Raw genomic sequence first — 23975 nt, forward strand, 5'->3', positions numbered from 1 at the left:
CTGTAAGTGGAGTTGTGTCAGGCGGTGGCCTTGGCCTTGCGCGACGGGGCAGCGGACGGCGCGGTGCGCATCGCCGTCCAGTAGACGATCTTCAGTTCGCCTTCCATCGTTTCGACGAGGGCGGACAGGCTCTCGACCCAGTCGCCGTCGTTGCAGTACAGCACGCCGTCGATGTCGCGGATCTCGGCCTTGTGGATGTGCCCGCACACGACACCGTCGCAGCCGCGGCGGCGCGCTTCGTCGGTCATTACGGTCTCGAACTGCGAGATGAAGTTCACTGCGTTCTTCACCTGGTGCTTCAGGTACTGCGACAGCGACCAGTACTGGAAGCCGAGCCGGCTGCGGATCCGGTTGAACCAGCGGTTGAGCACGAGGATCAGCGTGTAGAGCGTGTCGCCGAGATACGCGAGCCATTTCGCGTGCTGGATCACGCCGTCGAACAGGTCGCCGTGCACGATCCACAGACGCTTGCCCGCGAGCGTCGTGTGAAACGCCTCGCCGCGCACCTGGATGTCGCCGAACGCGAGGTCGCAGAACTGCCGCGCGCCTTCGTCGTGGTTGCCCGGGATGTAGACCACCTGCGTGCCCTTGCGCGCCTTGCGCAGGACCTTCTGCACGACGTCGTTGTGCGCTTGCGGCCAGTACCAGCCCTTCTTCAGCTGCCAGCCGTCGATGATGTCGCCGACGAGGTACAGGTACTCCGAATCGTTGTGGCGCAGGAAGTCGAGCAGGTACGGCGCCTGGCAGCCGCTGGAGCCGAGATGGATGTCGGACAGCCAGATCGTGCGGTAACGATGCGCGGACGGTTCGGGGTCGTCATGCTGCGTCGCGTGCGCGGCCGGCGGCTCGTGCGTCGAAAGGGCATCGGTTGCGGCCGAGCCGGACAGGAAGGCGGTGACGGCGCGGGCGCCGAGCGGTTGACGGAACAGGGAGGTCGCGGACGTTTTCTGGCCCATGCATGACTCGCGCCGGTTGACATTACCGGCATTGCGCCATGTGGGCGTGACCATGCCATGACAGTCACGAGACGTTCTTATTACTGTCGTCGCGGCGTGTTTAGCGGTGAATGGGGCGGGGTTGTGTCACCTGCCGAACCGACGGGCCTGTCGCTATCGGGCAAGCCGTGCGGGGCGGCCCTGCGGGTGGTTTCGACGGGTTTCGTCTGAGGGATGCGCGAACCGCGCGCAGTGCGTCAGCGCGGAATCGCGACGACGCGCGTGCGCGCGAGGCGGTCGTGGGGGAACTGACGCTCGGCGTGCAGGCGGGCGGCGCCGGCCCACGTGACGATCCACGCGGCGGCGAGCGCGAGCGTGACGGGCACCGACAGGCCGAGCAGCGGATGCAGCGCGAGCGGCGGCAGGAACCACAGCCAGCCGAGCGCATAGCGCACGAGCGCATGCACGGCGCTCAGCGGCCGGCCGCTCGACGATTCGAGCCGCAGCCGCCAGGTCTTCATCGGCAGTGTCTGGCCGCCATGGGTCCAGAACCAGACGAAATACGCGCCGACGACGAGCGCGATCCACGCGGCGAGGAGGTCGTGATGGACGAGGCCGTTGCGCTGCTGCGTCGAGAGGCTGAATGCGAGGCCCGCGAAGAACACAACGCCGAACAGCAGCACGGCCTCATACAGCATCGCCGCGAGGCGCCGCCGCACGGACGGCGCGGCGATGGCCGGGGCCTGGGGTGCGGGGGCGCTCGCCACGGCCGCTCAGGAACCCTTGAACATCGACGGCGCGTCGGCCGGTGATACGGGCGTGACGACGGCCGGTGCGGTTGCGGGCCCGGTACCGGACGTGGATGACGCGGCGGGCGGCACGCCGGCACCGGCCGATGCGGGCACCGGCGCGGCTGCGACGTTGCTCGCCGGATGCTCGTGCGAATTGACGAGGCGGCGCACATCGCGGTCGGCGACGGTCGGCGGCGCGCTGACGACGCTCGGCCGGCGGCGGCGCTCGGTCGCGGCGAGGCGTTGCTTCTGTTCTTCGGGCAATTCCTGGTAGGCCTTCCACGCGCGCTCGCGCGCCTGCGCGGACAGCTCCTTCGCGCTCTGGTAATTCTCGCGCGCGACGCGACGCTGCTCGGGCGTCATCCGCGCCCATTCGGACATCCTGTCCTGCAGGTTTTTTTGCGCATCAGGCGTCAATTTCGCGAAACGCGATGCGATCTTCAGCCATTTTCGCTTGCGTGCATCGCTGAAGCCGTCCCACTGATCGGCGAACGGCGCGAGCGCCACACGTTGTGCGGGCGTCAGCCGCGCCCACGACAGCGGGCCGTTGGCGGCCGGCAGCGGCAGGGGCAGCGGGGCGAGTTCGGTGGACAGCGCGGCGGCGGCCGAGGTCGGCGCGGGCGCGCTGCTGGCCGCGGCGGAGACCGTCGCGGGGGGCGGGTTGAATCGGGAGTAGGTGGCGACGTAGGAAACGGCGATCGCGATCACGCATCCGAAAAATACGGCCAGGCCGCGTTTCTGATTCACCCGTGCGATCCCCTCGTTATTGTCTGTTAGCGTGCGTGCGAAAGATACGCGTTGAACCCGTGATCGAGATACGCGTTGAGCGGCAGGTCGTCGCTGAGCATTGCCGCGTCGATGTCGGCGAGCTCGGCGGTGCGCTGCATGTCTTCCCAGTAGGCGATGCCGACGAGCCCCGCCAGCAGCAGCGCGAGCGGCCACGCGCGCAGCAGCCGGCGCGCGAGCGACACGGACGGGCGGCCGGCCTGCGGGTGGCTCGCGGGCGACATGCCGTATGCGCCGGCCGCACCGGCGAAGGCGGGCACGAACACCGGCGCGTTCGCGGGTTCCGGCTTCTTGCGCGCGAGCGCGGCCCGGCGCGCGACGGCCAGACGGTCGGTGGTCGCGGCAGGCAGCGCCGCGGCACGTTCGTCCAGCGCGCGGCGGACCTTCAGCGCGAATTCGTATTCTCGATTTACGGGAGCGGAGCTCATAGCGTGATTCCTTTGGCCTTGAGCGCGTGTGCCAGGGTGTGAGTGGCTCGCGAGCAGTGCGTCTTGACGCTGCCTTCGGAGCACCCCATTGCGGCGGCAGTCTCGGCGACATCCATATCTTCCCAATAACGCATCAGGAACGCTTCCCGTTGACGCGCCGGAAGTTTCTGGATTTCTTCGTCGATCAGGGCCAGAACCTGTTCCCGCTCGAGGCGGTGCTCTGTGCTCTCGACACCCGCATTGTCGTCCGCGGATTCGAGTGTTTCCAGTGGGTCGAAGTCGTCGTCGTCGGTATTGTTGAGCGACGAGAAGAGCGTGACCCACGTGTTGCGGACCTTCTGCCGGCGGAACCAGTCGTGGATGGTGTTCTGCAGGATCCGCTGGAACAGCAGCGGCAGCTCGGCCGCCGGCCGGTCGCCATATTTCTCCGCCAGCTTGATCATCGCGTCCTGCACGATGTCGAGCGACGCATCGTCGTCACGCACGGCGTACGCAGCCTGCTTGAACGCGCGCCTTTCGACGCCCGCCAGAAAGTCGGCGAGTTCCTTGTCTGATGCCATTCCGTAAAGGTATGCGCTGCGGACTGCGGCGTGTGAAAAGGTCGAAAAATTTCGTAAAACCCGCGGATGCTAACAAATTTTCGCGCAACTTGGCACCGGTTACGGCGCGCCACGTTGCGCGCGAGCCGCGTCCGCGGGCCGCCGGGCGGCGGCCATGATGCGCTGCGGGATATTTTGCTTGACGACCCAATCATGAGCCGCTATCGTCAACGATTCGCAACATGAAGTGATGGTCTCATTTGAGGCTGGCCCAAGAAGCCCGCCCTTCAAACTGGACGCGCCGCTTGAACCCGAGCCACAAGCCCGGCAGAGAGCACCCGATCAATTTTTTGCCGAAAATTCGAAAGGTCAAAATGAACATGCCCAGCGCGGAATTCTCCACGTCGGAACCCCTTTCCCCTCCCGATAGCGACTCCATCGGCGCCACCGTGCTCATGAAGGCACTGGCCGACGAGAACGTCGAATTCATCTGGGGCTACCCCGGCGGCTCGGTACTCTACATCTACGACGAGCTTTACAAGCAGGACAAGATTCAGCACGTGCTGGTGCGCCACGAACAGGCGGCCGTGCACGCAGCCGATGCGTATGCGCGTTCCACCGGCAACGTCGGCGTCTGTCTCGTGACGTCCGGCCCCGGTGTCACCAATGCGGTGACCGGCATCGCGACGGCCTACATGGATTCGATCCCGATGGTCGTGATCAGCGGCCAGGTGCCGACTGCCGCGATCGGCCAGGACGCGTTCCAGGAATGCGACACCGTCGGCATCACGCGTCCGTGCGTGAAGCACAACTTCCTCGTGAAGGACGTGCGCGACCTCGCGGAAACCGTCAAGAAGGCGTTCTACATCGCCCGCACCGGCCGTCCGGGCCCGGTGCTGATCGACATCCCGAAAGACATCTCCAAGACGCCGTGCCAGTACGAGCCGGTCAAGAGTGTGTCGCTGCGCTCGTACAACCCCGTCACGAAAGGTCATTCGGGTCAGATCCGCAAGGCCGTGTCGTTGCTGCTGTCGGCGAAGCGTCCGTACATCTACACGGGCGGCGGCATCATCCTCGCCGACGCGGCGCGCGAACTGAACCAGTTCGCCGACCTGCTCGGCTACCCGGTCACGAACACGCTGATGGGCCTCGGCGGCTATCGCGCGTCGGACAAGAAATTCCTCGGCATGCTCGGCATGCACGGCACCTACGAAGCGAACATGGCGATGCAGCACTGTGACGTGCTGATCGCGATCGGCGCCCGCTTCGACGACCGCGTGATCGGCGACCCGGCGCACTTCGCGTCGCGTCCGCGCAAGATCATCCACATCGACATCGACCCGTCGTCGATCTCGAAGCGCGTGAAGGTCGATATCCCGATCGTCGGCGACGTGAAGGAAGTGCTGAAGGAGCTGATCGAGCAGCTGCAGACGGCCGAGCATGGCCCCGACACCGACGCGCTCGCGCAATGGTGGAAGGACATCGAGGGCTGGCGCTCGAAGGACTGCCTGAAGTTCGACCGCGAAAGCGAGATCATCAAGCCGCAGTACGTGGTCGAGAAGGCGTGGGAGCTGACGGACGGCAACGCGTTCGTGTGCTCGGACGTCGGCCAGCACCAGATGTGGGCCGCGCAGTTCTACCGTTTCAACAAGCCGCGTCGCTGGATCAACTCCGGCGGCCTCGGCACGATGGGCTTCGGCCTGCCGGCAGCGATGGGCGTCAAGATGGCGCACCCGGACGACGACGTGCTGTGCATCACGGGCGAAGGCTCGATCCAGATGTGCATCCAGGAACTGTCGACCTGCCTGCAGTACGACACGCCCGTGAAGATCATTTCGCTGAACAACCGCTATCTCGGCATGGTCCGCCAGTGGCAGCAGATCGAATACAGCAAGCGCTATTCGCATTCGTACATGGATGCGCTGCCCGATTTCGTGAAGCTCGCCGAAGCGTACGGCCATGTCGGCATGCGGATCGAAAAGACCTCGGATGTGGAGCCGGCGCTGAAGGAAGCGCTGCGCCTGAAGGACCGCACCGTGTTTCTCGATTTCCAGACCGATCCGACCGAAAACGTCTGGCCGATGGTACAGGCCGGTAAGGGCATCACCGAGATGCTGCTCGGATCGGAAGATCTGTAACGGCGCGACGCGCGCTTGAGCCGTGCGGCCGCCTTCACGAAGGGCGGTGCGGCACCGGGCGGCGCGCGGCGCGAGTGAATCGACACGGACACATTCTGGAAGAAGCGAACATGAGACACATCATTTCCGTCCTGCTGGAAAACGAACCGGGCGCGCTGTCGCGCGTGGTCGGTCTGTTTTCCGCACGCGGCTACAACATCGAAACCTTGACGGTGGCGCCGACCGAAGACCAATCGCTGTCGCGGCTGACCATCGTTTCCATTGGCTCGGACGACGTGATCGAACAGATCACGAAGCATCTGAACCGCCTGATCGAGGTGGTGAAAGTGGTGGACCTGACCGACGGTGCACACATCGAACGCGAGCTGATGCTGATCAAGGTACGTGCAGTGGGCAAGGAGCGCGAAGAAATGAAGCGGATGTCGGACATTTTCCGCGGCCGCATCATCGACGTGACCGAAAAGACCTACACGATCGAATTGACGGGCGCGAGCGACAAGCTCGACGCATTCATCCAGGGGCTGGACGCCACCGCGATCCTGGAGACCGTGCGTACCGGCAGCTCCGGCATCGGACGCGGCGAGCGCATCCTGAAGGTGTAATGCCGAAGAGGCACGCCGGGTGCGCCGTCATGGCCCGGCCCGCAGTACCCAATCCGAACGAATTGTTGAATTTTTGAATTAGCGAAGGAACCATCATGAACGTTTTCTACGACAAAGACGCCGACCTCTCCCTCATCAAGGGCAAGCAAGTCACGATCATCGGCTACGGCTCGCAAGGCCATGCGCACGCACTGAACCTGAAGGACAGCGGTGTAAACGTGACGGTCGGCCTTCGCAAGGACGGCGCGTCGTGGAGCAAGGCCGAAAACGCAGGCCTGTCGGTCAAGGAAGTCGCTGAAGCGGTGAAGGGCGCGGACGTCGTCATGATGCTGCTGCCGGACGAGCAGATCGCCGACGTGTACGCGAAGGAAGTGCACGCGAACATCAAGCAGGGCGCGGCGCTGGCATTCGCACACGGCTTCAACGTCCACTACGGCCAGGTGATCCCGCGCGCCGACCTCGACGTGATCATGATCGCGCCGAAGGCACCGGGCCACACCGTGCGCGGCACGTACTCGCAAGGTGGCGGCGTGCCGCACCTGATCGCGGTTGCGCAGAACAAGTCGGGCGCGGCACGCGACATCGCGCTGTCGTACGCGGCAGCGAACGGCGGCGGCCGTGCCGGCATCATCGAGACGAACTTCCGTGAAGAAACCGAAACCGACCTGTTCGGCGAGCAGGCCGTGCTGTGCGGCGGTACCGTCGAGCTGATCAAGGCAGGTTTCGAGACGCTGGTCGAAGCCGGCTACGCGCCGGAAATGGCGTACTTCGAGTGCCTGCACGAGCTGAAGCTGATCGTCGACCTGATCTACGAAGGCGGCATCGCGAACATGAACTACTCGATCTCGAACAACGCCGAGTACGGCGAGTACGTGACGGGCCCGCGCGTCGTCACGGAAGAGACGAAGAAGGCGATGAAGCAGTGCCTGACGGACATCCAGACGGGCGAGTACGCGAAGAGCTTCATCCTCGAGAACAAGGCAGGCGCCCCGACGCTGCAGTCGCGTCGCCGCCTGACGGCCGAGCACCAGATCGAGCAAGTCGGCGCGAAGCTGCGCGCGATGATGCCGTGGATCGCGAAGAACAAGCTCGTCGACCAGACGAAGAACTAAGCATTGCGCGCCGTTCCGGCCCTTCGATTGGAGGGTCGGCATCAAAAAGCCGCCCGAAGGCAGTAGTGCCCCGGGCGGCTTTTGCTATCCTACGGGCTTTGCAATTCACCGAACACAGAACGAATCCATGAACTATCCTCATCCGATCATCGCGCGCGAAGGCTGGCCGTTCATCGCGATTGCTGCCGTCATCGCGCTGTTGATCCACGCCGTCGGGGGCTTCGGCTTCGCGTGGCCGTTCTGGCTGCTGCTCGTCTTCGTCGTCCAGTTCTTCCGCGATCCGCAGCGCCCGATTCCGGCGCAGCCGAACGCGGTGCTGTGTCCGGCGGACGGCCGCATCGTCGCGGTCGAGACCACGCAGGATCCATACGCGAACCGCGAAGCGCTGAAGATCAGCGTGTTCATGAATGTCTTCAACGTCCATTCGCAGCGTTCGCCGGTCGACGGCGCGGTCACCAAGGTCGAGTACTTCCCGGGCGCGTTCCTGAACGCGGCAATCGACAAGGCATCGACCGAGAACGAGCGCAATGCGGTCGTGATCCAGACGGCGAGCGGCAAGACCGTCACCGCCGTGCAGATCGCCGGCCTCGTCGCCCGCCGGATCCTCTGCTACGTGCGCGCCGGCGAGCCGCTGTCGCGCGGCCAGCGCTACGGTTTCATCCGCTTCGGTTCGCGCGTCGACGTGTACCTGCCGCTCGGCAGCCGCGCGAAGGTGTCGATCGGCGAGAAGGTCTACGCGTCGTCGACGATCCTCGCCGAGCTCGAACAGTAACCGGCGGAACGCACGATGGCCGCATTCAAACCGCGCCGGCCGCGCAACGGCTCCAGCCAGACGCCACGCCCGTTCCGCCGCAACAAGATAATGGCGCCCGATCCGGTGCCCGAAAGCCGCCGCGCCGCGCGCCAGCGGTTCCTGAAGACGCGCGGCATCTACCTGCTGCCGAACGCGTTCACGACCGCCGCGCTGTTCTGCGGTTTCTTCGCGGTCGTGCAGGCGATGAACGTGCGCTTCGAGATCGCCGCGATCGCGATCTTCGTCGCGATGGTGCTCGACGGGATGGACGGGCGCGTCGCGCGCATGACGCATACGCAAAGCGCGTTCGGCGAACAGTTCGACAGCCTGTCGGACATGGTGTCGTTCGGCGTCGCGCCCGCGCTCGTGATGTACGAATGGGTGCTGAAGGATCTCGGCCGCTGGGGCTGGCTCGCCGCGTTCGTCTACTGCTCGGGCGCCGCGCTGCGCCTCGCGCGCTTCAACACCAACATCGGCGTCGTCGACAAGCGCTTCTTCCAGGGGCTGCCGAGCCCGGCCGCCGCCGCGCTGATCGCCGGCTTCGTCTGGCTCGCGACCGACAACCGCGTGCCGATGAAGCTCGGCTGGCTGCCGTGGGTTGCGTTCGTGCTGACGATCTACGCGGGCGTGACGATGGTATCGAACGCGCCGTTCTACAGCGGCAAGGCGCTCGACGTGCGGCACCGCGTGCCGTTCGCGGCGATCCTGCTGGTCGTCGTCGCGTTCGTGCTCGTGTCGTCCGATCCGCCGCTGATGCTGTTCTGCCTGTTCGTGCTGTATGGGCTGTCCGGCTATGTGTTCTGGGCCTACATGGCCATCCGCGGGCGGGCGAATCCCGCACGCTCGTCGCAGCGCGATCACTGACGCGCCACCTGCCCGGAAACGGCGGCCTTGCGGCCGCCGTTTTCATGTGCCCCTTTTGCGCATTGCGCGGCCCGGTCTCGCGGGTGCCGTCCGATTGCGCACCTTGCGGAATGCCGCTATAGTCTTTGGCATGACTGCATTTTCCCGCCTCTCCCTCCTTCTAGCCGGTGCGCCGCTACGCGCGCTAGCTTTGGCGCGCCTGCCGCGCTGACCGTTCTCGCCCTCCGTCAAGCCTCGTCTGTTGTTGAGCGTCGCCAGCGGTGGCGCGATCTCATTACGTTTGATTCCCGTATAAAGAGCCCTGGAGCCCCCCATGACAGACAAGCTGATCATTTTCGATACGACGTTGCGTGACGGTGAACAATCGCCCGGCGCGTCGATGACGAAGGAAGAGAAAATCCGCATCGCGAAGCATCTCGAGCGGATGAAGGTCGACGTGATCGAGGCCGGCTTCGCAGCCAGCTCGAACGGCGACTTCGACGCGATCCACACGATCGCCGGTCTCGTGAAGGACAGCACGATCTGCTCGCTGGCGCGCGCCAACGACAAGGACATCCAGCGCGCGGCCGACGCGCTGAAGCCGGCCAATAGTGCGCGGATCCACACGTTCATCGCGACGTCGCCGCTGCACATGGAGAAGAAGCTGCGGATGACGCCGGACCAGGTGTTCGAGCAGGCGCGCCTCGCGGTGCGCTTCGCGCGCAAGTTCACCGACAACGTCGAATTCTCGCCGGAAGACGGCAGCCGTTCGGATCTCGACTTCCTGTGCCGCGTGCTGGAAGCCGTGATCGCCGAAGGAGCGACGACGATCAACATCGCCGACACGGTCGGCTACGGCGTGCCGGAACTCTACGGCAACCTCGTGAAGACGCTGCGCGAACGCATTCCGAACTCGGACAAGGCGATCTTCTCCGTGCATTGCCACAACGACCTCGGGATGGCGGTAGCGAACTCGCTCGCCGGCGTGAAGATCGGCGGAGCGCGGCAGGTGGAGTGCACGATCAACGGTCTCGGCGAGCGCGCGGGCAACACGTCGCTCGAGGAAATCGTGATGGCCGTGAGGACCCGCAAGGACTATTTCGGCCTCGACGTCGGCATCGACGCCACGCAGATCGTCCCGACGTCGAAGCTCGTGTCGCAGATCACCGGTTTCGTCGTGCAGCCGAACAAGGCCGTGGTCGGCGCGAACGCCTTCGCGCACGCGTCGGGGATCCATCAGGACGGCGTGCTGAAGGCGCGTGACACGTACGAGATCATGCGCGCGGAAGACGTGGGCTGGACCGCGAACAAGATCGTGCTCGGCAAGCTGTCGGGCCGCAATGCGTTCAAGCAGCGTCTGCAGGAACTCGGCGTGTCGCTCGACAGCGAAACCGAACTGAACGCCGCGTTCATGCGCTTCAAGGACCTCGCCGACCGCAAGTCCGAGATTTTCGACGAAGACATCATCGCGATCGTCTCCGAGGAGTCGGCGTTCGCGCAGGAGCACGAGCACTACAAGTTCGTGTCGCTGTCGCAGCGCTCCGAAACCGGCGAGCAGCCGCAGGCCAAGGTCGTGTTCGCGCTCGAGGGCAAGGAAGTGACCGGCGAGGCACGTGGCAATGGCCCTGTCGACGCGACGTTCAACGCGATCGAGAGCGAAGTCGGCAGCGGTTCGGAACTGCTGCTGTACTCGGTGAACGCGATCACGACCGGTACGCAGGCGCAGGGCGAAGTGACGGTGCGGTTGTCGAAGAGCGGGCGGATCGTCAATGGCGTCGGCACCGACCCGGATATCGTCGCGGCTTCCGCGAAGGCGTACATCGCCGCGCTGAACAAGCTGCACTCGAAGGACGACAAGCTCAACCCGCAGCGCTCGTAAGCGCTGCGCGTCGAGCGCCCGAAACGCCCCGTGCGGCCCTGCGCCGCCCGGGGCGTTTTTTCATGCGTCGCTCATTCGGCGGCCGGGGTGCGGAACAGCCAGCGGCGCGCGGCCGGGCGGGGCGCCGGGCTGCGGCGGCGGAATTCCACCGTGATCCCGCGCCGCGGCGCATCGGCGACGAATGCATCGAGCAGTTCGAGCACGTCGTGATCGATGTAGTCGGCGCGCGTCGCGTCGATGATCACGGCCGCGCGGTCCGGAATGTGCCGCAGGTGATGCTTGACCTGCACCTTGCCGAGGAACGACACGTCCTTGCGGAACGACAGCAGGAAGTGGTCGTCGTGCTGCGCGAGCGTGACGGGGCTCTTCAGGTTCGCCACCGCGACCGCCAGCACGCTGCATGCGAGGCCGAGCGCGATGCCGAACAGCAGGTCGACCGCCAGCACGCCCGCGATCGTCGCGGCGAACGGCACGAACGCGGCCGGGCCCTGCTTCAGCACCGAGCGGAACAGCGCCGGTTTCGCGAGCTTGAAGCCGGTGTGGATCAGGATGGCCGCGAGGCTCGCGAGCGGGATCAGGTTGATCAGCCCGGTGAGCGCGAACACGCTGGCGAGCAGCAGGATCCCGTGCACGATCGCCGACATCCGGCTCTGCGCCCCCGCGTTCACGTTGACCGAGCTGCGCACGATCACCGACGTGATCGGCAGCCCGCCGACCGCGCCCGCGACGAGATTGCCGACGCCCTGCGCCTTCAGTTCGCGGTCCGGCTGGGTCGGTCGGCGCTTCGGATCGATCTGTTCGACCGCCTCCAGGCTCAGCAGCGTTTCGAGGCTCGCGACGACCGCGAGCGTGATCGCGACGCGCCATACGTCCGGATTGACGAGCTGCGCGAAGTTCGGGCCGAGCTCGGCGTGCTTCAGCGATGCCGCGAGCGCCGCGAACGATTCGAGCTCGGGCAACGTGACGCGATGCGCGGCGCCCAGCGCGACCGACGGCATGAAGGCGCCGAGCACCAGCGTGGCGCCGATGCCGAACACGACGACCGCGAGCGGCGCGGGCACCGAGCGCACCCAGGCAAAGCGCTTGAGCGCCGGCGCGTCCCAGGCGATCAGCAACCCGAGCGAGGCGAGCGCGATGGCCGTGGCGGCCCAGGCGGTCGGCAGGCTTGGCCATGATGCAAACGATTGCGCGGCCGAGCCGCCAAGGCCGAACGCGAACGGAATCTGCTTCAGGATCAGCAGCAGACCGATCGCCGCGAGCATGCCCTTGATGACGGGCGACGGCACATAGGCGGCGAAGCGGCCGGCGCGCAGCATGCCGAAGCCGAACTGCAGCACGCCGGACAGCAGCACCGCGAGCAGGAACGCGGAGAAGCTGCCGAGTTGCGCGATCCCTTCGACGACGATCACGACGAGGCCGGCGGCAGGCCCGCTGACCGACAGCGACGAGCCGCTCAGCAGCGCGACGACGATGCCGCCGACGATGCCGGACACGAGCCCGGCGAATGGCTCGACACCGGATGCATTGGCGATGCCGAGACACAGCGGCAGCGCGACGAGGAAAACGACTATGCCGGCGACGATGTCGCGCGGCAGGGTGGACAGGCGCTCGTTCAGTTTCATGGTTGGGGCGATTTCGTGGCGTTGGGGAAGGGCGCGGGTCAGGCGACTGCGGCGGCCGCGGCGGCAGGCTCCGGTTCGGCTTCGGCCGGCGGTGCCGCATAGCCGGAGTCGAGCTCCTTCAGGCGGCCGTCGGCGAGCGAGAAGATCCAGCCGTGCACGAGCGGCGGCCGCTGCCGGCCATGCACGATCGGCGACGCGCGCAGCAGCCGCACCTGTTCGAGCACGTTCAGCTCGGCGAGGCGGTCGGCGGCGGCCGTGTCGTCGAGTCCGTCGAGCGCGTCGCGATGGCGTCGCGCGAGCGCGCAAAGCGGTGCGATGCGACGCGCGACGTGCGGCAAGTCGGCGGGCGGCGGCAGCAGCGACGCGCGCACGCCGCCGCACCCGTAGTGGCCGCATACGATCACGTGGTCGACTTCGAGCACGCGCACCGCGTATTCGAGCACGCTGGCGGAATTGTCATCGTCGGGATGGAACAGGTTGGCGATGTTGCGATGGACGAACAGCTCGCCGGGTACGCTGTGCGTGATGGTTTCGGCCGGCACCCGGCTGTCGGCGCAGCCGATCCACAGCACGCGCGGGTTCTGGCCGCGCGCGAGCGCGTCGAAGAAGCCGGGCGTGTGTTCGCGCGTCTCGCGGGCCCAGGCGATGTTGGCAACCAGCATGCTCTTGGGGCGGTTCATAAGGACTCCTTTCCGATAAAGGAAAACAAATGGCAAACAAATACGGGACGAAGTGGAGCAATAGGATCCTTTCTGAACTGAAAGGTTCAATTTCGACTGATATTAGGGGTATGCCCTAACGCCGGGTGCCACTGATACAAATTGTTTCAACTGGATCGGGCGAGGTGCACTAAATGCACCAATGCGACGCATGAGATGTATCGCGCATGCCTGTTTCCCGCTGCGGCCGCGTGGCGCGGCGTTTCGCGGGATCGCTTGCAGAGCGCCGTCAATCGGAAAGGATTGCCGCGCGATTGGGGAATTAATCGAATATGACGGAAAAAATGAAATGGCCATTCACGCAATAATTCGTGAATGGCCATTGTGAAAATTGCAGATAAATGCGTAATCGGTCAGAACAGGTTGCGGCGGTCGGGATCGTGAAGTGGGTCCGGTGTTTTCTGCGTCGTGCGCAGGATGCCCTGCGGGTCGAAGTAGAAGCTGTACATCATGTACCAGACGTTGTCTTCGAGATAGCGGTAGGTCCACACCTCGCGCTTCATCAGCGGGAAGTAGGACGTCTCGACCGGGCGGCCGAAATTCACGAGCACGTCGGTCTTGGTCCACTTGCCGATTTCCGCGCGATAGAACTCGCTCGGCTGCAGCACCTGACGCACGTTGACGATGCGGTGGGCCGCGTCGACATCGGCCGCGACAGTGATCTCTCCCATCGGCTGAGTCGGCCACATCAGGCGCTTGCCGCCGCCCGGCAGGTCGTAGATTTCGCGCGGCGGGCCCATGCGCGCCACGATCGCCGACTCGTCCTGGCCGGCCTGGTATTGCTGCCACGGTTGCGCGCAGCCGGCGAGCAGCGCCGCCGCGCAGGCGACCAGCACCGGCAGGCGCACGGAAATGCTAATGCGCATCGGATTCTCCAGAACTCTCTGACCGTTCAGTTGTATCACGGACGGCGCGCGCCGGCGCGTCGTGCCGAAAAAATCGGTGCGGATCGCCGCCGGTGTGCCGTCGGGGCGCGGTGTCGCACCGCGCTTGCGGCCGGCAGCGCCCGCGGCCTATGATCCGCGCTTCTCGGACAGATTGAAGGGCAGGTAGCCGATGCAGCAGTGGAAACGGTGCGCGCTCGCGTTGAGCGCGGGGTGGATGCTGGTGTCGTCCGCGTTCGCGGCAGGCGAGCCGGTGCGGATCGCGCTGATCGAAGGAATGTCGGGCCCGTTCGCGAATGCGGGCGCGGCGGTCGAGCGCAACCTGCGTTTCGGCGTCGAGCAGGTCAACGCGGCGGGCGGCGTGAAGCTGCGCGATGGCGCGCATCCGCTCGAACTCGTCGTGCTCGACAGCAAGGGCAGCCCGGAAGAGGCGCTCGTGCAGTTGCGCGCGGCGGCAGACCGGCACATCGGCTTCGTCGCGCAGGGCAACAGTTCGGCGGTCGCGGCCGCGCTCGTCGCGGCGCTCGACAAGCTGAACGCGCGCAATCCGGACAGCCGGATGCTGTTCGTGAACTATTCGGCCGACGATCCGGCGCTGACCGGCGCGCGGTGCAGCTTCTGGCATTTCCGTTTCGATGCGCACGCGGGGATGCGGATGGCTGCGCTGGCGGACGTGATGGCGCGCGACCGCGCGCTGCGCAAGGTCTACCTGCTGAACCAGGACTACAGCTTCGGCCACGACGTCAGCACGCTCGCGCGGCAGGCGCTGGCCGAACGGCGCCCCGACGTGACGATCGCCGGCGACGAATTCCATCCGATCGGTCGCATCAAGGATTTCGCGCCGTACATCGCGAAGATCCGGGCGAGCGGCGCGGACGCCGTCGTGACCGGCAACTGGGGCAACGATCTCACGCTGCTCGTGAAGGCGGCGCGCGAGCAGGGGCTGAACGCGAAGTTCTATACGTTCTACGGCAACAGCCTCGGCGCGCCGGCCGCGCTCGGCGACGCCGGCGTCGGGCGGGTGATCGCCGTCGCGGACTGGCATCCGAACGCCGGCGGCGCGAAGTCGGATGCGTTCTACCGCGCGTTCCGGACCCGTTTCCCCGCGGCGCAGGACGACTATCCGGTGCGGCGCATGAGCCTGATGATCGACATGCTCGCGGCGGCGATGACTCGGACCGGTTCAGCTGACCCGGTCGCGGTGGCGCGCGCGCTGGAGGGGCTGTCGTTCGACGACGGGTTCCACGCGTCGACGATGCGCGCGCGGGATCACCAGTTGATCCAGCCCCTTTACGTGATGGAAATGGACAAGGCCGGCACGCCGGGCGTGCGCTTCGACAACGAGGGCTCGGGCTACGGCTTCCGGACGGTCCTCGCGGTGCCCGCCCAGCGGACGCAGATGTCGTCGACCTGCTCGATGACGCGCCCGTGACAGGAGGCGGTAGAACGGTGTGCAGTTGTGTTACAATGCCCGCCGGTTGTAAGTCACGGCACGGCCATTCTTCCGTGTCCGCCTGTTTAGTTAGCAAGTAGGAAACCAAGGAAATCACATGTCTGTTGCAGATATCAAGAAGTCGGAAGTCGTTGCTCAGTTCGCCCGTGGTACCAACGACACGGGTTCGCCCGAAGTCCAGGTCGCACTGCTGACCGCCCGTATCGTCGAACTGACGGGTCACTTCAAGACCCACGCGAAGGATCACCACAGCCGTCGCGGCCTGCTGCGTATGGTGAGCCGCCGCCGCAAGCTGCTCGACTACCTCAAGGGCAAGGATGCCGACCGTTACCGCGCGCTGATCGAGAAGCTGGGTCTGCGTAAGTAATCGAGGCGATTGCCGCCAGCAAGATGCCTGTGTCAGTCCGCTGATGCAGGCATTTTGTTTTTGCGCGGTGCGTAGCGTCACGCGCACCGCAGGTTGTTCGGCACGTGCTTGCCGGACTGCCGGAACGGCTGATGCCGGGGTCGGGATTTGTGTCATTCCAGCGCGTCGCTCGATGAGCGTTGCGCTGGAATGGCATAAAAAACACACCTTGCTCCGGGTGATTCGGTCGGGACGCCGCCGCGCGGGATGGCCCGCACGGCGAATGAAATGAATGAATTCAAAGGAGCAACCATGTCCATGTTCAACAAGGTCGTGAAGGAATTCCAGTGGGGCCAGCACAAGGTGCGCCTCGAAACCGGTGAAGTCGCCCGCCAGGCGAGCGGTGCCGTGATCGTCGACGTGGAAGACACCGTCGTGCTGGCAACCGTCGTCGGCGCGAAGTCGGCGAAGCCGGGCCAGGATTTCTTCCCGCTGACCGTCGACTACCTCGAAAAGACCTACTCGGCCGGCAAGATCCCGGGCGGCTTCTTCCGTCGCGAAGGCCGTCCGTCGGAACACGAGACGCTGACGTCGCGCCTGATCGACCGTCCGCTGCGTCCGCTGTTCCCGGAAGGCTTCTACAACGAAGTGCAGGTCGTGATCCACGTGCTGTCCGTGAACCCGGAAATCCCGGCGGACATCCCCGCGCTGATCGGTGCGTCGGCCGCGCTCGCCGTGTCGGGCCTGCCGTTCAACGGTCCGGTCGGTGCCGCGCGCGTGGCGTACATCGACAACGCGTACGTGCTGAACCCGACGCGTGACCAGCTGAAGGCATCGAGCCTCGACCTCGTCGTCGCCGGTACGGAGCGCGCGGTGCTGATGGTCGAATCGGAAGCCGACCAGCTGCCGGAAGACGTGATGCTGGGCGCGGTCGTGTTCGGCCACGAGCAGATGCAGACGGCGATCGACGCGATCCACGAACTCGTGCGCGAAGGCGGCAAGCCCGAGTGGGACTGGCAGCCGGCACCGAAGAACGAGGCGCTGATCGCGCGCGTGACGGAACTGGCGCACGGCGACCTGCTCGCCGCTTACCAGCTGCGCGACAAGCAAGCGCGTTCGACGAAGCTGAAGGAAGTCTACGCGGCGACCTCGGCGAAGCTCGAGGAAGACGCAGTGGCGGCCGGTACGGTTGCGGCCGACAAGGCCACCGTCGGCAACGTCCTGTTCGACATCGAAGCGAAGATCGTCCGTTCGCAGATCCTGAACGGCGAGCCGCGCATCGACGGTCGCGACACGCGCACCGTGCGTCCGATCGAGATCCGCACCGGCGTGCTGCCGCGCACCCACGGTTCGGCGCTGTTCACGCGTGGCGAAACGCAGGCGCTCGTCGTCGCGACGCTCGGCACGAAGGGTGACGAGCAGATCATCGACGCGCTCGAGGGCGAATACCGCGAGCGCTTCATGCTCCACTACAACATGCCCCCGTTCGCGACCGGCGAAACGGGCCGCGTCGGCTCGCCGAAGCGCCGCGAAATCGGCCACGGCCGTCTCGCGAAGCGCGCGCTGGTCAAGTGCCTGCCGAGCGCCGACGAATTCGGCTACTCGATCCGCGTCGTGTCGGAAATCACCGAGTCGAACGGTTCGTCGTCGATGGCGTCGGTGTGCGGCGGCTGCCTCGCGCTGATGGACGCCGGCGTGCCGATGAAGGCGCACGTCGCGGGTATCGCGATGGGCCTGATCCTCGAAGGCAACAAGTTCGCGGTGCTGACCGACATCCTCGGCGACGAAGATCACCTCGGCGACATGGACTTCAAGGTGGCCGGCACGGAGCAAGGCGTGACGGCGCTGCAGATGGACATCAAGATCCAGGGCATCACGAAGGAAATCATGCAGGTCGCGCTCGCGCAGGCGAAGGAAGGCCGCATGCACATCCTCGGCAAGATGACGTCGGCGGTTTCGGGTGCGAACACGCAGCTGTCGGAATTCGCGCCGCGCATGATCACGATCAAGATCAACCCGGAAAAGATCCGCGACGTGATCGGCAAGGGCGGTTCGGTGATCCGCGCGCTGACGGAAGAAACGGGCACGACCATCGACATCTCGGATGACGGCGTCGTGACGATCGCGAGCACGAGCAGCGAAGGCATGGCCGAAGCGAAGAAGCGCATCGAGAACATCACGGTCGAGATCGAAGTCGGCCAGGTGTACGAAGGCACGGTGCTCAAGCTGCTCGATTTCGGCGCGATCGTGAACCTGCTGCCGGGCAAGGATGGCCTGCTGCACATCTCGGAAATCGTCAACGAGCGCGTGAAGGACATCAACGACTACCTGAAGGAAGGCCAGCAGGTGAAGGTCAAGGTGATCCAGACGGACGAGAAGGGTCGCGTGCGTCTGTCGGCGAAGGCGCTGCTGAACGAAGCAGCGGCGTCGCAGTCGGATACGCCGCCGCAGCAGTAAGCGCAAAGGCGTGAGAACGGCCGGCTGTGCGAAAGCGCGCCGGCCGTTTTTTCTGTAGCATCGTTGCGCGGTGCAGCAGCGCCGGCGAGGCGTCCGTGCCGCGCACGGATGTGCCCCCGATTCCGATCCTGGAGCGACCACCATGAAAGCCATCGAAATCACCGAATTCGGCGCCCCCGACGTGCTGAAGCTCGCGGAGCGTCCGCGCCCCGAACCGAAGCGCGGCGAAGTGCTGATCAAGGTGGCGGCTTCCGGCGTGAATCGGCCGGATGTCTTCCAGCGCAAGGGTGCGTATGCGCCGCCGCCGGGCGCCTCCGATCTGCCGGGCCTCGAGGTCGCGGGCGAGATCGTCGGCGGCGACCTGTCGGATGCCGCGCTGAACCCGTTCGGCCTGAAGCTCGGTGACCGCGTCTGCGCGCTGCTCGCGGGCGGCGGCTACGCCGAATATGCGGTCGCGCCGTTGTCGCAGTGTCTGCCGGTGCCTGACGGGCTGACCGACATCGAAGCCGCGTCGTTGCCCGAAACGTTCTTCACCGTGTGGAGCAATGTGTTCGACCGTGCGTTGCTGGGCGCGGGCGAGGGCGGCGAGCAGGAAACGCTGCTCGTGCAGGGCGGCTCGAGCGGGATCGGCGTGACGGCGATCCAGATCGCGCACGCGCTCGGCTTTCGCGTGTTCGCGACGGCCGGCACTGCCGACAAGTGCCGTGCATGCGAGGCGCTCGGCGCTGAACGCGCGATCAACTACAAGACCGAAGATTTCGTCGAAGTCGTGAAGTCGCTGACGCACGATCGCGGCGTCGACGTGATTCTCGACATGGTGGCCGGTTCGTACGTGCCGCGCGAGCTGTCCGCGCTCGCGGATGGCGGTCGCCTGGTGCTGATCGCGCTGCTCGGCGGCGCGAAGGCCGAGGTCAACCTGAACGAGATCCTGCGTCGCCGGCTGACGGTGACGGGTTCGACGCTGCGTCCGCGTCCGGTCGAGTTCAAGGCGCGCATCGCCGCCCAGCTGAAGGCGCGCGTCTGGCCGCTGCTCGCGGACGGCCGCATCAAGCCCGTCATCTACCGCGTGCTGCCGGCCGGCGAGGCCGCGCAGGCGCATGCGCTGATGGAGAGCGGCGAGCATATCGGCAAGATCGTGCTCGATTGGGGTACGACCGCCTGACGGTCCGTGCGGCCGGACTTGACATGCGCGGTTTGACCGGTTCAAGCCGCGCGCAGTAAAATCGCGGGTTTGCTTCGCCAGATCCAGCCTGACGGCCGGTTTCCGGTACGTTAATGACACGATAGTGACGAGACAGACACGATGTCGAAACAACGAACAAAGCGAGTGATCGGCAACTGGAAGATGCACGGCCGGCTGGCCGGCAACCAGGCGTTGCTGAATGAAGTGGTGCAGGGCGCGGGCGCGGTGGCGGCTGAAACGTCGATCGGCGTGTGCGTGCCGTTCCCGTATCTCGCGCAGGTTCAGGCGCAGCTCGGCGCTGGCCGTGTCGCGTTCGGCGCGCAGGACGTGTCCGCGCACGAGCAGGGCGCGTTCACCGGCGAAGTGGCTGCCGCGATGGTGGCGGAGTTCGGCGCGCATTATGCAATCGTCGGTCACTCGGAGCGTCGCGCGTATCACGGCGAGCGCAACGAGACCGTCGCGGCAAAGACGCAGCGCGCGCTCGCGGCAGGCCTCACGCCCGTCGTGTGCGTCGGCGAAACGCTCGACGAGCGTGAAGCGGGCGCGACCGAGCAGGTGGTCGGTGCTCAGCTCGACGCCGTGCTGGCCGTGCTGACGGCTGACGAGGCGGCTCGCATCGTCGTCGCGTACGAGCCGGTCTGGGCGATCGGTACGGGCAAGAGCGCGACGTCGGCGCAGGCGCAGGATGTGCACGCGTTCCTGCGTGCGCGTCTCGCGGCGAAGGGTGCGGCGGACGTGTCGGTGCTGTACGGCGGCAGCGTGAAGCCGGACAACGCGGAAGAGCTGTTCGCGCAGCCGGACATCGACGGCGGCCTGATCGGCGGCGCGTCGCTGAAGGCGGAAGATTTCCTGGCGATCTGCCGGGCCGCACGTTGAGCGGTCCGGGGTCGAATTGAAACATGATGGCGGCCGGTTGGTCCGGTCGCCTGATCCAATCGGGTGGGTGTGATGCTGTTATTCAAGACGCTGATTATTGTCGTGCAGGTGCTGTCTGCACTCGGTGTGATTGGGCTCGTGCTGCTGCAGCACGGCAAGGGTGCCGACATGGGCGCTGCATTCGGCAGCGGCGCGTCGGGCAGCCTGTTCGGTGCGACGGGTTCGGCGAACTTCCTGTCGCGCACGACAGGCGTGCTGGCCACGATCTTCTTTGTCGCGACGCTCGCGCTGACGTACCTCGGCTCGTACAAGTCAACGCCGTCGGCAGGCGTGCTGGGCGCGGCTGCGACTGCACCGGCATCGGCGCCCGCAGCGTCGGCGCCGGCCGTCGCGGCGTCCGCTGCAGCCGGTTCGGCCGCGAGCGCGCCGGGCCAGGATGTCCCGAAATAAAAAGTCGAATTTTTTGCGTTTGTGCGTTGAACAAATCTGGAACTCGGGTTAGAATTTAATTCTTGAAGCGATTCGCGGGAACAAGCAGCACAACCCGAGTTGCATGCAGTGCCGACGTGGTGAAATTGGTAGACACGCTATCTTGAGGGGGTAGTGGCGAAAGCTGTGCGAGTTCGAGTCTCGCCGTCGGCACCAAAGTTACTCAATGCCAGCCGCTTCTAGTGGCTGGCATTTTTCATTTGTGGGGTATGTCTTGCGATTGTCTTGTGATCGCACGCACTCCGAAATGATTCCTTCCGCCGGAAGTGGTATTCTCCGGACGCTCAGAACCAACCGATAGAGGATTGCCTTGAACCTCGCAGCCTATTACCCCGTCTTGTTGTTCCTCCTCGTGGGCACTGGTTTAGGTATAGCGCTGGTCAGCATCGGCAAGCTCCTTGGTCCCAACAAGCCGGACGTCGAGAAGAACGCACCATACGAGTGCGGCTTCGAAGCCTTTGAAGACGCCCGGATGAAATTCGACGTCCGGTACTACCTCGTCGCCATCCTGTTCATCATCTTCGATCTCGAAACCGCATTCCTGTTTCCGTGGGGCGTCGCGCTGCGGGACATCGGCTGGCCCGGTTTCATCGCAATGATGATTTTTCTGCTCGAATTCCTGCTGGGCTTTGCCTATATCTGGAAGAAAGGCGGTCTCGACTGGGAGTGATGGGGTTAATCGCCGGTTTGCATGGGCGGCCACGCTGGGTCGCTCGTCTGGAGTGGAAAGCAAATGAGTATCGAAGGGGTCTTGAAGGAAGGGTTTGTCACCACGACGGCTGACAAGCTGATCAACTGGACGCGTACCGGCTCGCTGTGGCCGATGACGTTCGGGCTCGCATGTTGCGCCGTCGAGATGATGCATGCGGGCGCGGCCCGTTACGATCTGGACCGGTTCGGGGTCGTGTTCCGTCCGAGCCCGCGTCAGTCGGACGTGATGATCGTCGCCGGCACGCTGTGCAACAAGATGGCGCCCGCACTGCGCCGCGTGTACGACCAGATGGCCGAGCCGCGCTGGGTGATCTCGATGGGGTCGTGCGCGAACGGTGGTGGCTACTACCACTACTCGTACTCGGTGGTCCGCGGTTGCGACCGGATCGTGCCGGTCGACGTCTACGTGCCGGGCTGTCCGCCCACGGCCGAGGCGCTGGTCTATGGCGTGATCCAGCTTCAGGCGAAGATCCGCCGCACCAACACCATCGCCCGTCAATAAAGCCCCGAGCGTCCCCTCAATATGGCAAGCAAAATCGAGATCCTCAAGGCAAACCTCGAAGCCGCGCTCGGCGCGCGCGTGGTGAGCCTCACCGAAGCGATCGGTGAACTGACGCTCGTCGTGAAGGCGAGCGATTACCTCGAAGTCGCAAAGACGCTGCGCGACGATCCGAAGCTCCGTTTCGAGCAGCTGATCGACCTCTGCGGCGTCGACTACCAGGCTTACGGCGACGGTGCGTACGACGGCCCGCGTTTCGCGGCCGTGTCGCAGCTGCTGTCGATCACGAACAACTGGCGCTTGCGCCTGCGCGTGTTCGCGCCGGACGACGATCTGCCGATCGTGGCGTCGCTCGTCGACATCTGGACCTCCGCAAACTGGTACGAGCGCGAAGCGTTCGACCTGTACGGCCTCGTGTTCGAAGGGCACCCCGACCTGCGCCGCATCCTCACCGACTACGGCTTCATCGGCCACCCGTTTCGCAAGGACTTCCCGGTGTCGGGCTATGTCGAAATGCGTTACGACCCGGAAGAGAAGCGGGTCGTCTACCAGCCGGTGACGATCGAGCCGCGCGAAATCACGCCGCGCGTGATCCGCGAGGATCGCTATGGCGGTCTGAAACATTAAGGGGGCGTCATGGCAGAAATCAAGAACTACACCCTCAACTTCGGCCCGCAGCACCCGGCAGCGCACGGCGTGCTGCGCCTGGTGCTCGAGCTCGACGGCGAAGTCATCCAGCGCGCCGATCCGCACATCGGCCTGCTGCACCGCGCGACTGAAAAGCTCGCGGAAAGCAAGACCTTCATCCAGTCCGTGCCGTACATGGACCGTCTCGACTACGTGTCGATGATGGTCAACGAGCACGGCTACGTGCTCGCGATCGAGCGTCTGCTCGGCATCGACGTGCCGGAGCGCGCGCAGTACATCCGCGTGCTGTTCGACGAAATCACGCGCGTGCTGAACCACCTGATGTGGATCGGCGCGCACGCACTCGACGTCGGCGCGATGGCGGTGTTCCTGTACGCATTCCGCGAGCGCGAAGACCTGATGGACGTGTACGAAGCGGTGTCCGGTGCACGGATGCACGCGGCGTACTACCGTCCGGGCGGTGTCTACCGCGACCTGCCTGACGCAATGCCGCAATACAAGGCGTCGAAGATTCGCAACGAGAAAGCGCTCGCGAGGATGAACGAAGCGCGCAGCGGCTCGGTGCTCGACTTCATCGACGACTTCTTCACGCGCTTCCCGAAGTGCGTCGACGAATACGAAACGCTGCTGACCGACAACCGGATCTGGAAGCAGCGTCTGGTCGGGATCGGTGTCGTCAGCCCGGAACGTGCGCTGCAGATGGGCCTGACGGGCCCGATGCTGCGCGGTTCGGGTATCGCATGGGATCTGCGCAAGAAGCAGCCGTACGAAGTGTACGACCGCATGGATTTCGACGTGCCGGTCGGGGTGAACGGCGATTGCTACGACCGCTATCTGGTGCGCGTCGAAGAAATGCGCCAATCGATCCGCATCGCGAAACAGTGTATTGAGTGGCTCCGCAAGAATCCGGGCCCGGTGATGACGGACAATCACAAGGTTGCACCGCCGTCGCGCGTTGGCATGAAGACCAACATGGAAGACTTGATTCACCACTTCAAGCTCTTCACCGAAGGTTTTCACGTGCCGGAAGGCGAAGCGTACGCAGCAGTCGAGCATCCGAAGGGCGAATTCGGCATCTACCTCGTGTCGGACGGTGCCAACAAGCCGTATCGCCTCAAGATTCGCGCCCCGGGCTTCGCGCATCTCGCGTCGCTCGACGAAATGGCGCGCGGCCACATGATTGCCGACGCCGTCACGATCATCGGTACGCAGGACATCGTGTTCGGCGAAATCGATCGCTAA

General features: G+C 65.2%; 24 protein-coding genes and 1 tRNA gene. 17 read left to right on the top strand and 8 right to left on the bottom strand.

Translation table 11 applies throughout. The features are described from left to right. Positions 1 to 17: 17 nt before the first annotated feature. The 5 genes from ACVK00_RS16405 to ACVK00_RS16425 form a co-directional block, all read right to left on the bottom strand. Entirely contained in the window at positions 18 to 956 is a 939-nt protein-coding gene (locus ACVK00_RS16405) for a UDP-2,3-diacylglucosamine diphosphatase (protein WP_228905015.1), read from the bottom strand. A gap of 236 nt (positions 957 to 1192) precedes the next feature. Then, a complete protein-coding gene (locus tag ACVK00_RS16410; protein ID WP_284891010.1) occupies positions 1193 to 1702 on the bottom strand; it encodes an RDD family protein in 510 nt (169 codons plus the stop codon). A 6-nt stretch (positions 1703 to 1708) separates the two neighbouring features. After that, on the bottom strand, positions 1709 to 2473 hold the full coding sequence (locus tag ACVK00_RS16415) for a DUF3106 domain-containing protein (RefSeq protein ID WP_284891009.1): 765 nt from the start codon (positions 2471 to 2473) through the stop codon (positions 1709 to 1711). A gap of 26 nt (positions 2474 to 2499) precedes the next feature. Further along, the gene (locus ACVK00_RS16420) at positions 2500 to 2940 is read right to left on the bottom strand and encodes a DUF3619 family protein (protein ID WP_228905009.1); all 441 of its coding nucleotides are present in this window, start codon (positions 2938 to 2940) and stop codon (positions 2500 to 2502) included. Further along, positions 2937 to 3500: an RNA polymerase sigma factor gene (locus tag ACVK00_RS16425; protein WP_166723640.1), complete on the bottom strand. Its 564-nt coding sequence runs from the start codon at positions 3498 to 3500 to the stop codon at positions 2937 to 2939. The genes ACVK00_RS16420 and ACVK00_RS16425 overlap by 4 nt, the downstream gene beginning before the upstream one ends. 353 nt (positions 3501 to 3853) lie before the next feature. Here ACVK00_RS16425 and ACVK00_RS16430 point away from each other — a divergent pair, with 353 nt between their 5' ends. The 6 genes from ACVK00_RS16430 to ACVK00_RS16455 all read left to right on the top strand — a co-directional run bounded on the left by ACVK00_RS16430 (position 3854) and on the right by ACVK00_RS16455 (position 10846). Further along, complete coding sequence (locus ACVK00_RS16430; RefSeq protein WP_006750444.1) at positions 3854 to 5617, top strand: acetolactate synthase 3 catalytic subunit; 1764 nt, start codon at positions 3854 to 3856, stop codon at positions 5615 to 5617. 110 nt (positions 5618 to 5727) lie between these two features. Next, positions 5728 to 6219, top strand: a complete 492-nt coding sequence (gene ilvN, locus ACVK00_RS16435; RefSeq protein ID WP_034207977.1) for an acetolactate synthase small subunit — start codon at positions 5728 to 5730, stop codon at positions 6217 to 6219. Between the two features lie 95 nt (positions 6220 to 6314). After that, entirely contained in the window at positions 6315 to 7331 is a 1017-nt protein-coding gene (ilvC, locus tag ACVK00_RS16440; protein ID WP_006750446.1) for a ketol-acid reductoisomerase, read from the top strand. Between the two features lie 127 nt (positions 7332 to 7458). After that, positions 7459 to 8103: a phosphatidylserine decarboxylase gene (locus ACVK00_RS16445; protein ID WP_059468119.1), complete on the top strand. Its 645-nt coding sequence runs from the start codon at positions 7459 to 7461 to the stop codon at positions 8101 to 8103. A gap of 15 nt (positions 8104 to 8118) precedes the next feature. Further along, a complete protein-coding gene (gene pssA / locus ACVK00_RS16450) occupies positions 8119 to 8988 on the top strand; it encodes a CDP-diacylglycerol--serine O-phosphatidyltransferase (protein WP_006750448.1) in 870 nt (289 codons plus the stop codon). A 313-nt stretch (positions 8989 to 9301) separates the two neighbouring features. Further along, the gene (locus ACVK00_RS16455; protein WP_228905008.1) at positions 9302 to 10846 is read left to right on the top strand and encodes a 2-isopropylmalate synthase; all 1545 of its coding nucleotides are present in this window, start codon (positions 9302 to 9304) and stop codon (positions 10844 to 10846) included. Between the two features lie 71 nt (positions 10847 to 10917). On the opposite strand, the gene ACVK00_RS16460 is transcribed toward ACVK00_RS16455, so the two are convergent. The 3 genes from ACVK00_RS16460 to ACVK00_RS16470 all read right to left on the bottom strand — a co-directional run bounded on the left by ACVK00_RS16460 (position 10918) and on the right by ACVK00_RS16470 (position 14053). After that, positions 10918 to 12468, bottom strand: coding sequence for a SulP family inorganic anion transporter (locus ACVK00_RS16460; RefSeq protein ID WP_284891007.1), 1551 nt, complete (start codon positions 12466 to 12468; stop codon positions 10918 to 10920). A gap of 38 nt (positions 12469 to 12506) precedes the next feature. Further along, the gene (locus ACVK00_RS16465) at positions 12507 to 13148 is read right to left on the bottom strand and encodes a carbonic anhydrase (protein ID WP_284891006.1); all 642 of its coding nucleotides are present in this window, start codon (positions 13146 to 13148) and stop codon (positions 12507 to 12509) included. A 392-nt stretch (positions 13149 to 13540) separates the two neighbouring features. Beyond that, positions 13541 to 14053, bottom strand: coding sequence for a hypothetical protein (locus ACVK00_RS16470; protein WP_228905003.1), 513 nt, complete (start codon positions 14051 to 14053; stop codon positions 13541 to 13543). A gap of 190 nt (positions 14054 to 14243) precedes the next feature. Between ACVK00_RS16470 and ACVK00_RS16475 the strand changes: the two genes are divergently transcribed. The 11 genes from ACVK00_RS16475 (at position 14244) to ACVK00_RS16525 (ending at position 23975) form a co-directional block, all read left to right on the top strand. Further along, positions 14244 to 15503, top strand: coding sequence for a branched-chain amino acid ABC transporter substrate-binding protein (locus ACVK00_RS16475; protein ID WP_284891005.1), 1260 nt, complete (start codon positions 14244 to 14246; stop codon positions 15501 to 15503). A gap of 118 nt (positions 15504 to 15621) precedes the next feature. Next, on the top strand, positions 15622 to 15891 hold the full coding sequence (rpsO, locus tag ACVK00_RS16480) for a 30S ribosomal protein S15 (protein WP_006398792.1): 270 nt from the start codon (positions 15622 to 15624) through the stop codon (positions 15889 to 15891). A gap of 291 nt (positions 15892 to 16182) precedes the next feature. Beyond that, positions 16183 to 18327, top strand: a complete 2145-nt coding sequence (pnp, locus tag ACVK00_RS16485) for a polyribonucleotide nucleotidyltransferase (protein ID WP_228904998.1) — start codon at positions 16183 to 16185, stop codon at positions 18325 to 18327. A 142-nt stretch (positions 18328 to 18469) separates the two neighbouring features. Then, positions 18470 to 19489, top strand: a complete 1020-nt coding sequence (locus ACVK00_RS16490) for an NAD(P)H-quinone oxidoreductase (protein ID WP_284891001.1) — start codon at positions 18470 to 18472, stop codon at positions 19487 to 19489. A 141-nt stretch (positions 19490 to 19630) separates the two neighbouring features. Continuing rightward, positions 19631 to 20386, top strand: a complete 756-nt coding sequence (gene tpiA, locus ACVK00_RS16495) for a triose-phosphate isomerase (protein WP_228904997.1) — start codon at positions 19631 to 19633, stop codon at positions 20384 to 20386. A 72-nt stretch (positions 20387 to 20458) separates the two neighbouring features. Beyond that, on the top strand, positions 20459 to 20836 hold the full coding sequence (gene secG / locus ACVK00_RS16500; protein WP_114177584.1) for a preprotein translocase subunit SecG: 378 nt from the start codon (positions 20459 to 20461) through the stop codon (positions 20834 to 20836). A 110-nt stretch (positions 20837 to 20946) separates the two neighbouring features. Next, a tRNA-Leu gene (locus ACVK00_RS16505) sits at positions 20947 to 21031 on the top strand. A gap of 154 nt (positions 21032 to 21185) precedes the next feature. After that, the gene (locus tag ACVK00_RS16510; protein ID WP_006398798.1) at positions 21186 to 21545 is read left to right on the top strand and encodes an NADH-quinone oxidoreductase subunit A; all 360 of its coding nucleotides are present in this window, start codon (positions 21186 to 21188) and stop codon (positions 21543 to 21545) included. 63 nt (positions 21546 to 21608) lie between these two features. Next, positions 21609 to 22088, top strand: a complete 480-nt coding sequence (locus ACVK00_RS16515; protein ID WP_006398799.1) for a NuoB/complex I 20 kDa subunit family protein — start codon at positions 21609 to 21611, stop codon at positions 22086 to 22088. Between the two features lie 21 nt (positions 22089 to 22109). Further along, positions 22110 to 22712, top strand: coding sequence for an NADH-quinone oxidoreductase subunit C (locus ACVK00_RS16520; RefSeq protein ID WP_228904996.1), 603 nt, complete (start codon positions 22110 to 22112; stop codon positions 22710 to 22712). A gap of 9 nt (positions 22713 to 22721) precedes the next feature. Then, positions 22722 to 23975 (top strand): NADH-quinone oxidoreductase subunit D, encoded by a 1254-nt coding sequence (locus ACVK00_RS16525; RefSeq protein ID WP_011657482.1) that lies wholly within the window; start codon positions 22722 to 22724, stop codon positions 23973 to 23975.

Source organism: Burkholderia sp. PvR073 (assembly GCF_054055695.1).

Excerpts from the sequence above, each read along its gene's own strand:
- ACVK00_RS16405 (WP_228905015.1), bottom strand. The coding sequence starts at position 956 with ATGGGCCAGAAAACGTCCGCGACCTCCCTGTTCCGTCAACCGCTCGGC.
- ACVK00_RS16420 (WP_228905009.1), bottom strand. The coding sequence starts at position 2,940 with ATGAGCTCCGCTCCCGTAAATCGAGAATACGAATTCGCGCTGAAGGTC.
- ACVK00_RS16425 (WP_166723640.1), bottom strand. The coding sequence starts at position 3,500 with ATGGCATCAGACAAGGAACTCGCCGACTTTCTGGCGGGCGTCGAAAGG.
- ACVK00_RS16430 (WP_006750444.1), top strand. The coding sequence starts at position 3,854 with ATGAACATGCCCAGCGCGGAATTCTCCACGTCGGAACCCCTTTCCCCT.
- ilvN (WP_034207977.1), top strand. The coding sequence starts at position 5,728 with ATGAGACACATCATTTCCGTCCTGCTGGAAAACGAACCGGGCGCGCTG.
- ilvC (WP_006750446.1), top strand. The coding sequence starts at position 6,315 with ATGAACGTTTTCTACGACAAAGACGCCGACCTCTCCCTCATCAAGGGC.
- ACVK00_RS16445 (WP_059468119.1), top strand. The coding sequence starts at position 7,459 with ATGAACTATCCTCATCCGATCATCGCGCGCGAAGGCTGGCCGTTCATC.
- pssA (WP_006750448.1), top strand. The coding sequence starts at position 8,119 with ATGGCCGCATTCAAACCGCGCCGGCCGCGCAACGGCTCCAGCCAGACG.
- ACVK00_RS16455 (WP_228905008.1), top strand. The coding sequence starts at position 9,302 with ATGACAGACAAGCTGATCATTTTCGATACGACGTTGCGTGACGGTGAA.
- ACVK00_RS16460 (WP_284891007.1), bottom strand. The coding sequence starts at position 12,468 with ATGAAACTGAACGAGCGCCTGTCCACCCTGCCGCGCGACATCGTCGCC.
- ACVK00_RS16465 (WP_284891006.1), bottom strand. The coding sequence starts at position 13,148 with ATGAACCGCCCCAAGAGCATGCTGGTTGCCAACATCGCCTGGGCCCGC.
- ACVK00_RS16470 (WP_228905003.1), bottom strand. The coding sequence starts at position 14,053 with ATGCGCATTAGCATTTCCGTGCGCCTGCCGGTGCTGGTCGCCTGCGCG.
- ACVK00_RS16475 (WP_284891005.1), top strand. The coding sequence starts at position 14,244 with ATGCAGCAGTGGAAACGGTGCGCGCTCGCGTTGAGCGCGGGGTGGATG.
- rpsO (WP_006398792.1), top strand. The coding sequence starts at position 15,622 with ATGTCTGTTGCAGATATCAAGAAGTCGGAAGTCGTTGCTCAGTTCGCC.
- pnp (WP_228904998.1), top strand. The coding sequence starts at position 16,183 with ATGTCCATGTTCAACAAGGTCGTGAAGGAATTCCAGTGGGGCCAGCAC.
- ACVK00_RS16490 (WP_284891001.1), top strand. The coding sequence starts at position 18,470 with ATGAAAGCCATCGAAATCACCGAATTCGGCGCCCCCGACGTGCTGAAG.
- tpiA (WP_228904997.1), top strand. The coding sequence starts at position 19,631 with ATGTCGAAACAACGAACAAAGCGAGTGATCGGCAACTGGAAGATGCAC.
- secG (WP_114177584.1), top strand. The coding sequence starts at position 20,459 with ATGCTGTTATTCAAGACGCTGATTATTGTCGTGCAGGTGCTGTCTGCA.
- ACVK00_RS16515 (WP_006398799.1), top strand. The coding sequence starts at position 21,609 with ATGAGTATCGAAGGGGTCTTGAAGGAAGGGTTTGTCACCACGACGGCT.
- ACVK00_RS16520 (WP_228904996.1), top strand. The coding sequence starts at position 22,110 with ATGGCAAGCAAAATCGAGATCCTCAAGGCAAACCTCGAAGCCGCGCTC.
- ACVK00_RS16525 (WP_011657482.1), top strand. The coding sequence starts at position 22,722 with ATGGCAGAAATCAAGAACTACACCCTCAACTTCGGCCCGCAGCACCCG.